The 12566-nt window shown below is 65.6% G+C and carries 15 protein-coding genes; 4 read left to right on the top strand and 11 right to left on the bottom strand.

Annotation, left to right across the window (positions count from 1 at the left end):
- Positions 1–95: 95 nt before the first annotated feature.
- The 9 genes from CIT37_RS15610 to CIT37_RS15570 all read right to left on the bottom strand — a co-directional run bounded on the left by CIT37_RS15610 (position 96) and on the right by CIT37_RS15570 (position 7597).
- Positions 96–485 (bottom strand): DUF4189 domain-containing protein, encoded by a 390-nt coding sequence (locus CIT37_RS15610; RefSeq protein WP_028142907.1) that lies wholly within the window; start codon positions 483–485, stop codon positions 96–98.
- 193 nt (positions 486–678) lie between these two features.
- On the bottom strand, positions 679–2283 hold the full coding sequence (locus tag CIT37_RS15605; protein ID WP_038948017.1) for an NTP transferase domain-containing protein: 1605 nt from the start codon (positions 2281–2283) through the stop codon (positions 679–681).
- The gene (locus CIT37_RS15600) at positions 2280–2981 is read right to left on the bottom strand and encodes an XdhC family protein (RefSeq protein WP_038948018.1); all 702 of its coding nucleotides are present in this window, start codon (positions 2979–2981) and stop codon (positions 2280–2282) included. Before CIT37_RS15600 ends, CIT37_RS15605 begins: the two co-directional genes overlap by 4 nt.
- A 2-nt stretch (positions 2982–2983) precedes the next feature.
- The gene (locus CIT37_RS15595) at positions 2984–3307 is read right to left on the bottom strand and encodes an XdhC family protein (RefSeq protein WP_007602422.1); all 324 of its coding nucleotides are present in this window, start codon (positions 3305–3307) and stop codon (positions 2984–2986) included.
- A gap of 10 nt (positions 3308–3317) precedes the next feature.
- The gene (locus CIT37_RS15590; RefSeq protein ID WP_028142904.1) at positions 3318–4520 is read right to left on the bottom strand and encodes a vWA domain-containing protein; all 1203 of its coding nucleotides are present in this window, start codon (positions 4518–4520) and stop codon (positions 3318–3320) included.
- A 160-nt stretch (positions 4521–4680) separates the two neighbouring features.
- Complete coding sequence (locus CIT37_RS15585) at positions 4681–5619, bottom strand: AAA family ATPase (RefSeq protein WP_028142903.1); 939 nt, start codon at positions 5617–5619, stop codon at positions 4681–4683.
- A 62-nt stretch (positions 5620–5681) separates the two neighbouring features.
- Positions 5682–6488 (bottom strand): FAD binding domain-containing protein, encoded by an 807-nt coding sequence (locus tag CIT37_RS15580; protein WP_028142902.1) that lies wholly within the window; start codon positions 6486–6488, stop codon positions 5682–5684.
- Positions 6489–6515: 27 nt separating this feature from the next.
- On the bottom strand, positions 6516–7001 hold the full coding sequence (locus CIT37_RS15575; RefSeq protein ID WP_026201687.1) for a (2Fe-2S)-binding protein: 486 nt from the start codon (positions 6999–7001) through the stop codon (positions 6516–6518).
- Between the two features lie 149 nt (positions 7002–7150).
- The gene (locus CIT37_RS15570) at positions 7151–7597 is read right to left on the bottom strand and encodes an SRPBCC family protein (protein WP_028142900.1); all 447 of its coding nucleotides are present in this window, start codon (positions 7595–7597) and stop codon (positions 7151–7153) included.
- A 173-nt stretch (positions 7598–7770) separates the two neighbouring features.
- Between CIT37_RS15570 and CIT37_RS15565 the strand changes: the two genes are divergently transcribed.
- The 3 genes from CIT37_RS15565 (at position 7771) to CIT37_RS15555 (ending at position 10459) form a co-directional block, all read left to right on the top strand.
- Positions 7771–9126: a 3-carboxy-cis,cis-muconate cycloisomerase gene (locus CIT37_RS15565; RefSeq protein ID WP_095426152.1), complete on the top strand. Its 1356-nt coding sequence runs from the start codon at positions 7771–7773 to the stop codon at positions 9124–9126.
- A gap of 28 nt (positions 9127–9154) precedes the next feature.
- Positions 9155–9937: a 3-oxoadipate enol-lactonase gene (gene pcaD, locus CIT37_RS15560; RefSeq protein WP_028142898.1), complete on the top strand. Its 783-nt coding sequence runs from the start codon at positions 9155–9157 to the stop codon at positions 9935–9937.
- Positions 9938–10066: 129 nt separating this feature from the next.
- The gene (locus CIT37_RS15555) at positions 10067–10459 is read left to right on the top strand and encodes a carboxymuconolactone decarboxylase family protein (RefSeq protein ID WP_028142897.1); all 393 of its coding nucleotides are present in this window, start codon (positions 10067–10069) and stop codon (positions 10457–10459) included.
- Here CIT37_RS15555 and CIT37_RS15550 read toward each other — a convergent pair.
- Positions 10421–10957: a hypothetical protein gene (locus tag CIT37_RS15550; RefSeq protein WP_038948021.1), complete on the bottom strand. Its 537-nt coding sequence runs from the start codon at positions 10955–10957 to the stop codon at positions 10421–10423. The two genes, CIT37_RS15555 and CIT37_RS15550, sit on opposite strands and share 39 nt — an antisense overlap.
- A 225-nt stretch (positions 10958–11182) precedes the next feature.
- Positions 11183–11365, bottom strand: coding sequence for a hypothetical protein (locus tag CIT37_RS15545; protein ID WP_161966417.1), 183 nt, complete (start codon positions 11363–11365; stop codon positions 11183–11185).
- 276 nt (positions 11366–11641) lie between these two features.
- Here CIT37_RS15545 and CIT37_RS15540 point away from each other — a divergent pair, with 276 nt between their 5' ends.
- A complete protein-coding gene (locus tag CIT37_RS15540; protein WP_028142895.1) occupies positions 11642–12559 on the top strand; it encodes an ABC transporter permease subunit in 918 nt (305 codons plus the stop codon).
- Positions 12560–12566 lie beyond the last annotated feature (7 nt).

The raw sequence follows: 12566 nt of genomic DNA, 5'->3' as shown, positions 1-12566 counted from the left end.
AAAGGACCGAGCCCGGAATCTCGAGATTCTCAGGTGCGCAATTGCGCACCATAGCTCGATGCTACGCATCGCCCCGGAATGACAGCAAGAGGAAATCAACCCTTGGCGTCGCAGGCCCAGGCGCGGATCACGCATTCCTTGCCGCCGTATTTGTAGCATTCGCGCGTGGCGGCGTTGAGCGAGGCAGAGATCTTCGGCTTGACGGCATAGCCATAAGCGCCGCAGGGGTTGGCGAGATCGACCGACATCGCAGCGCAGGCGCGCTTCATCGTCACGGTCGTGCAATCGCCCTTGCACTGCTTCTGCGCCGCGGCACGCGCCTCGTGCTCGTGGCCGTAATCAAAGGCCTGGCCATAAGCGCCGCATTTGCCGACTGCAATCGCGCCGGCGGCATGGGCTTCGGTGATGTAGCGGGCGCCCGTGACGGCAACTGACAAGACAAAGCAAAACATCGCGCAACGGCGCGCGACGACGTTCGAAGCCATGGAAAATCCCCTCCCCCCAAGGCAGGTGGAGGCGACTCTAAGCGGCGGTCGTTTCCAGATGGTGAACGGGTGGTTGAAATCGTGCGCGCACGGGTGGATTAGCGAAGCGCAATCCACCTCTTTTGTCTCCGCGCAGACACACAGGTGGTGGATTACGCCTTCGGCTAATCCACCCTACGCAGCTACGGCACCGTCATCCGCCTCGCGCAGCTTCCAGCGCCTGCGGCGTGTCGATATCGAGGAAGGCGCTTTCGCCGTCGACGGGCACCTCGGCTACGGCCTCGGTGTGCTTGGCGATCAGATGGCGCGCGCCGACGTCGCCGTCGAGCGTCATCAGCTCCTTGAAGAAGCGGCGCGACCACAGCACGGGATTGCCGCGGCGGCCCTCGCTCACGGGCACGACGATGAGATTGCCGCGATCCGGTGCGAAGCCGTCGATGAGACGATCGATCAGGCCGGCATCGATCAGCGGCATGTCGCCCAGGCACACCACGGCGCCGTCGCAAGCTTCTGGGACGGCAGCGATGCCGGCCTTGACCGAGCTGGCGATCCCGCCGGCAAAATCCGGATTCCTGACGAACTTCACTCTCAGGCCCTGCAGCGCCTGCTCGACCAGCTCGGTCTGGTGGCCGGTGACCACGATCACCTCGGATGCCCTGGAGGCCAGCGCCTGCTCGGTCGCGATTCGCACCAGCTTCTTGCCGTCGAGTTCGGCGAGCAGCTTGTTTGGCCCGCCCATCCGGGTCGAACGGCCCGCCGCGAGCACGATGGCGGCGACCTGGCTATTGCCCTCGGTCTCGGGCTGTGCGCGCGGCTGCGGCCGCGTCACGATCTCCATCAGGAGGCCGCCGACGCCCATACCCATCAGCTCCGAGCGCGTCACCTTGATGCCGGCGAGGAGCCGCATCAAGACCCAGTCGAAACCGTTCTCGACCGGCGAGCGCGCACAGCCCGGTGCGCCCAGCACCGGAACGTCGCCGGCCCGCGCGATCAGCAAGAGATTGCCGGGGTCGACCGGCATGCCGAAATGCTCGATCTCGCCGCCGATCCCCGTGACGGCCGCCGGAATCACGTCGCGGCGGTCGGCGATCGCGGACGCGCCGAACACGATGACGAGCTCCGCACCGAGGCCGAGCAATTCCTTGATCGCCGCCGACAGCGCGGCTTCGTCGTGCTGGACCCGCCGCTCGGCGATGATGCTGGCACCGGCCGGTGCGAGCCGCTCGGCCGTGACGCGCAGCGTCTTGTCGATCACCTTGGATGACAGGCCCGGCAGCAGCGTCGAGACCACGCCGACGCGCTGGATCACGTAAGGCGCGACCTTCAGCACGTCCTTGCCTGCGGCCTTCACCGCGGCATCGCGCAAACTGCCTTCGACGCCGAACGGGATGATCTTGACGGTGCCGACCATCTCGCCCTCGACCACCGGCTTGTAGGCGGTGAGCGTCGCAAAGGTGATGGCTTCGTCGATGTTGTTGATGCGGTCGACCGCGGCGCGGTCGATCACCAGCACACCCGGACGTGCGGCGAACAGATTGGCACGGCCGGTGAAGGCACGCTCGACATGAATGCCCTCGCCGCCGACGGCCAGCGCGATGCCGGCGGCCGCAACGTCCTCGGAGACGTCGCCCGCCTCCATGCGCACCACGACGATGTCCTTGATGCCGGCGCGCGTGAGCTGCTCGACCTCGGCAGGCCCGATCGTCGTGCCCTTCTTCAGCACCAGCGGTCCCTGGCGCAGGGTGTGGACGGTCACCCCGCCGATTGCATCCTTGGGGCTCGCCGAGCCGAACTTCATGCCGCTTCTTCTTTTTCTTTGGGTGGCAGGCGGAGCACCGCGGTGATCTCCGCCATGATCGACACCGCGATCTCGGACGGGGAGACCGCGCCGATCGCAAGGCCAATGGGCGCGTGAATGCGCGCGATGTCGCTTTCCTTGGCGCCCTGCGCCCGCAGCCGGTCGCCGCGCTTGGCGTGCGTCTTCCGCGAGCCGAGCGCGCCGATATAGAAGCAGCCGCGCTCGAAGGCGTGCAGTAGCGCGGGGTCGTCGATCTTGGGGTCGTGCGTCACCGCGACGAAGGCGGTGTAGGCATCGACATTGAGCGGCGGCAGCGCGGTGTCCGGCCATTCGGCCACCAGCGGAACGTCGGGAAAGCGTTCGGGGCTGGCGAACGCCGTGCGCGGATCCACGACGGTCACGTCGTAGCCGAGCGAGCGCGCCAGCGGCGCCAAGGCCTGGCTGATATGGACCGCGCCGACGATGACGAGTTTTGCGGTCGGCGCGTAGACGTTGAGGAAAAGCTTCTTGCCGCCGGCCTCGACACTGGCGCTCTTGCCCATGCGGAGTTGCTTGTCGAGTTCGGCGCGCAAGGGATCTTTTGCAAAATCCTTCGCCTTCACCAGGCGCTGCTCGCCGCTCTCGGTGTCGGTCACCAGGATCACCGGCCGGCGCGCGGCGCGCTCGGCGTTGAGTTCGTGCAGGATCTCGAGCTTCACGGCTAACCGACCTTTTCGACGAAGACGCGGATGGTGCCGCCGCAGGACAGCCCGACATTCCAGGCGGTCTCGTCGGCGACGCCGAACTCCAGCATCCTCGGCTTGCCGCTCTGGATCACGTCCATGGCCTCGGTGACGACGGCGCCCTCGACGCAGCCGCCGGAAACCGACCCCAGGAACGTACCCTCGTCGTTGATGACGAGGCTGGAGCCTGCCGGGCGCGGCGCCGAGCCCCACGTCTCCACCACGGTGGCGAGCGCGACGCCACGGCCGGCCTTCTGCCAGTCCTCCGCCGCCTTCAGAATATCCTCGTCGCGATCGAGCATGGGGTGCCTCTCAAGCTGCGGAGCGGATCAGGCTGCGGTGATGCGGCGGCAGCGGCCGGGAGAGCGTCGTGATCAGCTCCTGGATCGAACTCAAATTATGTACCGGGCGGAATTCGTCAACGTGCGGAAGCATCATTTTGATGCCCTGGGCCTTGGCCTCGAAGCCGCCGAACCGGAGCAGCGGGTTGAGCCAGATCAGCCGCCGGCACGAGCGGTGCAGCCGGTCCATCTCGAAGGCGAGCCTGGAATCCGCCTCCCGCTCCAGCCCGTCGGAGATCAGGAGCACGATGGCGCCCTGGCTCAGCACGCGCCGCGCCCACAATTTGTTGAAGTTGTGCAGCGAGGCCGAGATCCGCGTGCCGCCGGCCCAGTCCTCGACCGAGGCAGAACAGCTCGCCAGCGCCTCGTCGGGATCGCGCTGGCGCAGCGCGCGGGTGACGTTGGTCAGCCGGGTGCCGAACAGGAACACCGAGACGCGCTTGCGCGCATCGCCGATGGCATGGAGGAAATGCAGGAACAGGCGGGTGTACTCGCTCATCGAGCCCGAGATATCGAGCAGCGCCACGATCGGCGCCGGCTTCTCGATCCGCCCGAGACGATGGATGTCGATGATGTCGCCGCCGGTGCGCAAGGAGGCGCGCAGCGTGCGGCGCAGGTCGAGGCGAAGCCCGCGCGCATCAGGCCGGTGCCGGCGCGTCAGAAGCTCGGCCTGCGGCAGATGCATTCGCTCGACCGCACGCAGCGCCTCGCTGATCTCGGCGGCGCTCATCTGCGCAAAATCCTTCTTCTGAAGGATCTCCCTGTCGGACACCGACAGGCGCAGATCCTGCTCCTGGTGCTGCGGCGTCTCGGTCATGCGCGGCTGCGACATCGCCTCCTGCACGCGGCGGGAGCCCGCCTGCGGCTTCTTCTTGGCCTGGTCAGGCAGCGGCACCGAATCCAGCATGTGCTTCCATTCTTCCGAGGCGCGGAAGAACAGGTTGAAGGCCTGCTTGAAGATCAGCGCGTGCTCATGACGCTTGACGAAGATCGCCTCCAGCGTGGTGAAGACATCGGCGCGGTTGCCGATGTCGATCACCTGGAGCGCGCTCATGGCGTCGATGACAGCGCCCGGCCCGACCGGCATGCCCGCAGAGCGCAGCGCGCGGGCGAAGCCGACGATGTTGTCGGCGAATTGCTCGGTCTGCGCGGGCGCCAGGTGGTTGATGGCCATGGTCTCGTATCCATCCCCTCGTCATTCCGGGACGCGCCACTTGTCGCGAGCCCGGAATCCATACTCCCGATCGTGGTTATGGATTCTCAGGTGCGCAACTGCGCACCATAGCTCGCGACTTCGTCGCGCCCGGAATGACGAGCTCGATTGTGGCGCGAAATCAATTCTCGCTGGTCGCGTCCTTCAGCACCTTTTGCAGGGTGTCGCCCTGCATGCGGGTGATGTCGTCCTGGTATTTGAGCAGCGCGCCCAGCGTGTCGCCGACCACTTGCGGGGTCAGCGAGCGGGCATCTAACTCCGACAGCGCGGTGGCCCAGTCGATGGTCTCGGCGACGCCCGGCGACTTGTAGAAGTCCTGGTTGCGCAAAGCCTGCACGAAGCGCACGACCTGCTGCGACAGCTTGGCGGAGATGCCGGGCACGCGCGTCTTGACGATCGCGAGCTCGCGCTCGGCGGCGGGATAATCGACCCAGTGATAGAGACAGCGCCGCTTCAGCGCGTCGTGGATCTCGCGGGTGCGGTTGGAGGTGATGATGACGATCGGCGGGCTCGGCGCCTTGACGGTGCCGAATTCGGGGATCGTCACCTGGAAGTCGCTGAGGATTTCGAGCAAGTATGCCTCGAACGCCTCGTCGGCGCGATCGAGCTCGTCGATCAGCAGCACCGGTGGTCCCGCGACGTCGGGCTCCAGCGCCTGGAGCAGCGGCCGCTTGATCATGTAGCGGTCGGCGAAGATGTCGCTCGAGAGCTGGTCGCGATCGGTGTCGCCGGCGGCTTCCGCCATCCGGATCGCGATCATCTGCGCGGCGCTGTTCCACTCGTAGACCGCGGAGGAGACGTCGAGGCCTTCGTAGCACTGCAGGCGGATCAGCTTCCGCCCGAGCGCAGCGGACAGGACCTTGGCGATCTCGGTCTTGCCGACGCCGGCCTCGCCTTCCAGGAACAGCGGCCGGCCCATGCGCAGCGAGAGATACGTCACCGTCGCCAGCGACCGCTCCGCGAGGTAGCCGCGCGACGTCAGGAGTTCGAGCATCGCATCGACCGATGCCGGCAACCCAACTGAAGTATTGGCCCCGGAAGTATTGGCCGCTGAAGTCATGAAAAAGCCAGTCTCGCTACGCCCTCACCGGGGACAAGTTTGGGCCGAGGCGTGAGGTCACCTCACTCCTTGGCGTTGGCGGCGTCGACGGCGCGCCGGGTCAGCACGCCGATGAGATGCGCGCGGTATTCGGCGCTGCCGTGGATATCGCTGTTGAGGCCCTCGGCCGGCACCTCGATGCCGTCAAGCGCCTTCGCGGCGAAGCGCTTCTTCAGGGCTTCCTCGAACGCAGTGACGCGGAACACGCCTTCGGAGCCGGCGCCGGTGACGGCAACCCGCACGTCGGACGGACGCCGCGCCACGAACACGCCAACCAGCGCATAGCGCGAGGCCTGGTTGCGGAACTTGACGTAGGCCGCCTTCTTCGGCAGCGGGAACATCACCTTCGTGATGATCTCGTCGGCTTCCAGCGCGGTCGAGAACAGGCCCTGGAAATACTCTTCGGCCTTGAGGCGCCGCTTGTTGGTGACGATGGTCGCGCCCAGCGCGAGCACGGCGGCCGGATAGTCCGCGGTCGGGTCGTTGTTGGCGAGCGAGCCGCCGATCGTGCCCTTGTGACGTACGGCGGGATCACCGATTCCGCCGGCAAGATTCGCGAGCGCCGGGATTGCCTCTCCGACGATGGCGGAGGTCGCGACCTCGGCGTGCTTGGCGGTGGCGCCGATCACCAGCGAACGGCCTTTCATCTCGATCGTATTGAGCCCCTCGATATGGGAGAGGTCGACCAGGTGCGGGGGGCTGGCGAGGCGCTGCTTCATGACGGGAATCAGCGTGTGGCCGCCAGCGATCACCTTGGCGTCTTCGTTCTTCACCAGTAGGTTGGCGGCCTGCCGCACGGTCCCGGGGCGATGATATTTGAATTCGTACATCTGAATGTCCTGATCGCGGGATGCGCGTTACGCGAGGTCGGATTTCGCCATCGCCTTGGCGCCGGCGGAGATCGAGGCGACGATGTTCTGGTAGCCGGTGCAGCGGCAGAGATTGCCTTCCAATTCTTCCCGGATCGTATGGTCGTCGAGCTCGTTGCCCTTGCGGTGCACGATGTCGATCGCGGTCATGATCATGCCCGGCGTGCAGAAGCCGCATTGCAGGCCATGGTGCTCGCGGAAGGCCTCCTGCATCGGATGCAGCGGCGCGCCGTCTGCGGCCAGCCCCTCGATCGTCTTGACCTCGTGGCCGTCGGCCATCACCGCAAGCGTGGTGCAGGATTTCACGGCCTTGCCGTCGACATGCACGACGCAGGCGCCGCACTGCGAGGTGTCGCAGCCGACATGGGTGCCGGTCAGGCGCAGATTCTCGCGCAAAAACTGCACCAGGAGGGTGCGGGGATCGACGTTGGCGGTGACTGGATTGCCGTTCACGATGAGGGAGATTTTTGCCATAAGCACTCTCTATCAGCGCCCCGACGGGTCCCGTCGAAGCGGTTCTTATAATTATTCCAACCCATCATATGGGCCATTATGCCCCGGGGCAACATCGCCCGGGACGCAAGGTGCCATGCCGAAGGCGCCATGCTAAAGGTACTGGACCTTCAGCCCTGTACTGCCTTGGCGAAGTTCGCGAAAAATTCGTCGGCGAGTTTCTTGGCGGCGCCGTTGATAAGGCGCTGGCCGAGCTGCGCCAACTTGCCGCCGATCTGCGCCTCGACATCGTAGGACAGCAGCGTGCCGCCGTCCTTCTCCGCCAGCTTGACCACCGCGCCACCCTTGGCGAAGCCGGCGACCCCGCCCTCACCCTCGCCCGAGATCTTGTAGCCGTTCGGCGGGTCGAGATCGGAGAGCGTGACCTTGCCCTTGAAGCGTGCCGACACCGGGCCGACCTTCATTTTCGCCGTTGCGCGAAAGCCGCCGTCCTCGGTCCTCTCGAGCTCCTCGCAGCCGGGGATGCAGGCCTTCAGCACCTCGGGATCATTGAGCTTGGCCCACACGGCCTCGCGCGGCGCCGCAAGCTGGACTTCGCCGTTCATCGTCATGGCCATGAGGGTGCCTCCCGGATCGCGTAACTTATAGTGCTGATCAAGTAACGCAGGCACGCGGCAAAGGAAAGGGCGACACCCGGTCAAGTGCAATGCAAATTCGCAACTGCAAAAAGACGTGTGCGGGCGGTTGGGGATTGGCACAGCCGGGCCATGATGATTAGGTCGCGCGCAATATGAGCACATCCCTCTCCCCCCTGCTCGCACCGATGCTGTCGAGCGCCGCCATGCGCGCGGTCTGCGATGACCGGTCGACCCTGCAGAACATGCTCGATTTCGAGGCAGCCCTGGCACGCGCGGAGGCCGCCACGGACGTGATTCCGGCCTCTGCGGTGGGCTCGATCGAGGCCGCATGCAAGGCCGATTTCTTTGACATGGCGGCGCTGGCAGAGGCCGCGACGCGATCGGGCAATCTGGCGATTCCCCTGGTCAAGATGCTGACCGCCAATGTCGGCAGGGCCGACACCGAGGCCGCGCGCTACGTGCATTGGGGCGCCACCAGCCAGGATGTCATCGACACCGCGACCATGCTCACGCTTCGCGCCGGCCTCGATGCGCTGGACGCCGACCTCAGCCGCGCCATCAAGGGGTTCGCCGCGCTGGCGCGCAGCCATCGCAACACCGCGATGGTGGCACGGACCTGGCTGCAGCACGCGCTACCGATGCCGTTCGGCCTGAAAGCCGCCGAATATGCCGCAGGCCTCGCTCGCGCCCGCTGCCGCCTGCGGCGGCTCTCCCGCGAGGGCCTCGCGCTGCAATTCGGCGGCGCCGCCGGCACACTGGCGGCCCTCGGCGACAAGGGGCTGGCGGTGGCCGGGCGGCTGGCGCAGGAGCTGAACCTGCCGCTACCGGAAGCGCCCTGGCACACCCATCGCGACCGCATCGCGGAGGCCGCTTCGGCTTTCGCTATTCTGGCTGGAACCTGCGGCAAGATCGCGCGCGACGTTTCGCTGATGATGCAGACCGACGTCGCGGAGGCCTTCGAGCCCGCGGGCGAAGGCCGCGGCGGCTCCTCGACCATGCCGCACAAGCGCAACCCGGTCGCCGCCGCAAGCGCGCTGGGCGCCGCCACAATGGCCCCGCAGCTTGCAGCGACGATATTTGCGGCCCAAGTGCAGGATCATGAGCGCAGCGCGGGCCCCTGGCACGCGGAATGGCCGACGCTGCCGCAATTGATGCTGGTCGCCTCAGGCGCGCTGGCGGCCATCGTCGACATCGCCGAAGGCCTCGACGTCGACGCCGCGCGCATGCGCAGCAATCTCGATGCGACGCACGGCCTGATCATGGCGGAAGCTGTCACCTTCGCGCTGGCCGACAAGATCGGCAAGAGCGATGCGCATCATCTCATCGAGACCGCCAGCAAGCGCGCGGTCGCCGAGAAGAAACATTTGCGCGAGGTGCTGACGGCCGATTCGCAGGTCACTGCCCATCTTTCTCCGGAAAAAATTGCGGCATTGTTCGAGCCGATGGCCTATCAAGGGGCTTCCCAAGCCTTGATCGACCGGCTGCTCGACAGCCTCGACCGCGAATAAGAACCGCAAAGCACGACGGAGACGCCGCATGCCCATGATCGATGCCGACGGTTGCCTGCTCAACGTCTCCGTCGAGGGCCGCGACGGCGGGCCGACGCTGATGCTGTCCAACTCGCTCGGCTGCACGCTGCAGATGTGGGAGCCGCAGATGAAGGCGCTGACGCAGGTGTTCCGCGTCATCCGCTACGACCGCCGCGGCCACGGCAAGTCAAACGTTGCGCCCGGCCCCTACACCATGGAGCGCTTCGGCCGCGACGTGCTCGCGATCCTCGACGACCTCAACATCGAGAAGGTGCATTGGTGCGGCCTGTCGATGGGCGGCATGGTCGGGCAATGGCTCGGCGCCAACGCGCCGGAGCGCTTCGGCAAGCTCATCCTCGCCAATACCTCCTGCTACTATGCCGAGCCGACCAAATGGCTGGAGCGCATCGACGCCGTGAAGAAGGGCGGCATCGCCGCGGTCGCCGATGCCGTGATCGCGGGATGGCTGACGCAGGACTTCCGCGAGCGCGAGCCTGACATCACCGCGAGGATGAAGTCGATGCTGCTCGCCTCCCCCGTCGAAGGCTACCTCGCCTGCTGCGAGGCGCTGTCGACGCTCGACCAGCGCGCGCTGCTGCCGAAGATCAAGAGCCCAACGCTGGTGATCGCCGGCCGTCACGACATGGCGACGCCGATCTCGGCGGGCGAGTTGATCCGCTCGAATATTCCGGGCGCAAGCATGACCATCATCGACGCCGCGCATATTTCCAACGTCGAGCAGCCGCACGCGTTTACGGACGCGGTGGTGGGGTTCTTGACGCAGCGCTAGTTGTTGTCACCGTCATTCCGGGGCGCCTCGAAGAGGCGAACCCGGAATCTCGAGATTCTCAGGTGCGCAATTGCGCACCATAGTTCGATGCTTCGCATCGCCCCGGAATGATTGACTGGAGGCACCACAATGGACGACCAGAAGCGCCGCGATGCCGGCATGAACGTGCGCCGAAAGGTGCTGGGCAATGCCTGGGTCGACAAGTCGATCGCGAACCGCAATGCGTTCAACACCGACTTCCAGGACATGATCACCCGCTACGCCTGGGGCGAAATCTGGACCCGGCCGCATTTCGACGAGCGCACGCGGCGTGTGCTGGTGATCGGCACCATGGTCGCGCTCGGGCAATGGGACGAGTTTCGCCTGCATGTGCGTGCGGCGCTCGCGGAGGGGGGCTTCACCCCCGACGACATCAAGGAAATCCTGCTGCAGCAGGCGATCTATTGCGGCGTGCCGGCGGCGAACCACGCCGTCAAGGAAGCCTCAGCGATTGTGCAGGAGCTCGGCCTGCTCAAGACCTAGCGACGCAGGGATCTCGGCAGGGGTCTCGACGCTCTGCGGAGCCGCATCGGGCCGCTCGATCAGGATCACGATGGCAGCACCGAGCAGCAGCAGCAGCTCGGTGGCGTGCAGCCGGAGCGCGGCCATCTCGCCGACCTTCGAAGCCATCACCATGCTGGCAAACGAGATCAGGCTGCCGATCGCCAGCGCGATCCCGAGCGCCTCGTCGCTGCTGCCGGACTTGCGGGTCCGGGGGACGCAGAGCAGAGCCAGATAGATCGCAAAGAACGCCACCACGGTGAGCCGGCCCAGCGCAAGCAGCCAGGCCGCGCGCACCGTGCTCATCCCTGCCATCTGGAGATGGTCGCTGAGGAACAGCGCGACGGCGACGCTCGGCCGCTCGTAGAGGCCATGCACCGGTGCGACAATGATGTTGAAGGCGACGATGGTCCAGGCCGGAATGAAATAGGCCGCCAGCAGCGCGCCGTTGACCGAGCCTATCCGCCAATTCCTGAACATGCCGCTTCCCGCTTCGTCGACCACGCGCCTTCCGCTGGGAAGGCTTTGCCGGGAGCTAACTCGCATCAGACTGTGGCGGCAATTTAAACCCTTTGTTTACCTTAACTGCCCTGCCCCCGGTCGTTCCGGGGCAATGCGCAGCATTGACGCGGCAACCAACTGCCAAAAAAAGACCCCGCCTTGCGGCGGGGCCTCCTCACTACCCTTCTTTCTCGGGCTCCCAAATTACTTATCCTGCTGGCTGCCCTGCTGCTGGCCGGGGCGATCGCCCTGGCGCATCGGATCGTTCTGCTGCTGCTGTCCAGGTTTCTGACCGCCGCCCTGCTGCTGGCCCGGCTGCTGACCTGGGCGCTGCTGGCCGGGGTTCTGACTCTGCTGACCCGGATTCTGGTTCTGCTGCTTCGTCATTCGGAGAACTCCCTTGTTGGACGTCAGAGGCGAGATAACGGCCGGCATCCGCTTTGGTTGCCCGAGGAACCCGGTTCCTCGCAGTTGCGGAACCGACGGCCAAATGAGCTCTGTACAAGACCTTCTGCCAGAGCGTGAGCTGTTGCAGCCGCCAGTTCCCTCCTGTTACAAATCCGGAAGAATGCTTAGGGGCTGCCGGGGCCCAAGAAACGGCCCAAGAAACCCACTCTCCTAAGAGCTCCTTTTGAGCCCGCGTCAGGTTTGGTACGGCAGCAGATGGATTACTTCGCCCAGCAGCTCATCAACGGTCTCGTTCTGGGCTCGATCTACGGCCTGATCGCCATCGGCTACACGATGGTCTACGGCATCGTCGGCATGATCAACTTCGCCCATGGCGACGTCTTCATGATCGGCGGCTTCATCGCCCTGATCACCTTCCTGATCCTGATCTCGTTCGGACTGACCGCGATCCCACTGATCCTGCTGGTCGTGCTGCTGGTCTCGATGGCGATCACCGCGCTCTATGGCTGGACCATCGAACGCATCGCCTACCGGCCGCTTCGCCATTCCTTCCGCCTCGCCCCGATGCTGTCGGCAATCGGCATGTCCTTCGTGCTGACCAACTATTCGCAGGTTGCGCAGGGCGCGCGCGTCAAGCCGATCCCCCCCTTCATCACCGGTGGCTACACCCTGCATGAGAGCACGGACGGCTTCGTGATCCAGCTCTCCAACATCCAGATCATGGTGGTGATCACCACTATCGTGCTGCTGGCGATCTTCACCTGGCTGGTATCGCGCACCCGGCTCGGACGCGACATGCGCGCCTGCGAGCAGGACCAGACCATGGCGGCGCTGCTCGGCGTCGACGTCGACCGCACCATCTCCATGACCTTCGTGATTGGTGCCGCGCTCGCCGCGGTCGCGGGCCTGATGTACCTGCTCTATTACGGCCTCGTCGATTTCTTCATGGGCTTCGTCGCCGGCATCAAGGCGTTCACCGCTGCCGTGCTCGGCGGCATCGGCTCGCTGCCGGGGGCCATGCTCGGCGGCCTCGCGATCGGCCTGATCGAGACGTTCTGGTCGGCCTATTTCTCGGTCGAGTACAAGGACGTCGCAGCGTTCTCGATCCTGATCGTGGTGCTGATCTTCATGCCGACCGGCCTGCTCGGCCGTCCCGAAGTCGAAAAAGTCTGACGGTCGC

Origin of the sequence: Bradyrhizobium ottawaense, from assembly GCF_002278135.3 — a bacterium.
Classification (GTDB): domain Bacteria; phylum Pseudomonadota; class Alphaproteobacteria; order Rhizobiales; family Xanthobacteraceae; genus Bradyrhizobium; species Bradyrhizobium ottawaense.
Note: the sequence above shows the minus strand (reverse complement) of the source record. Positions and strands in the feature narration are given on the sequence as shown.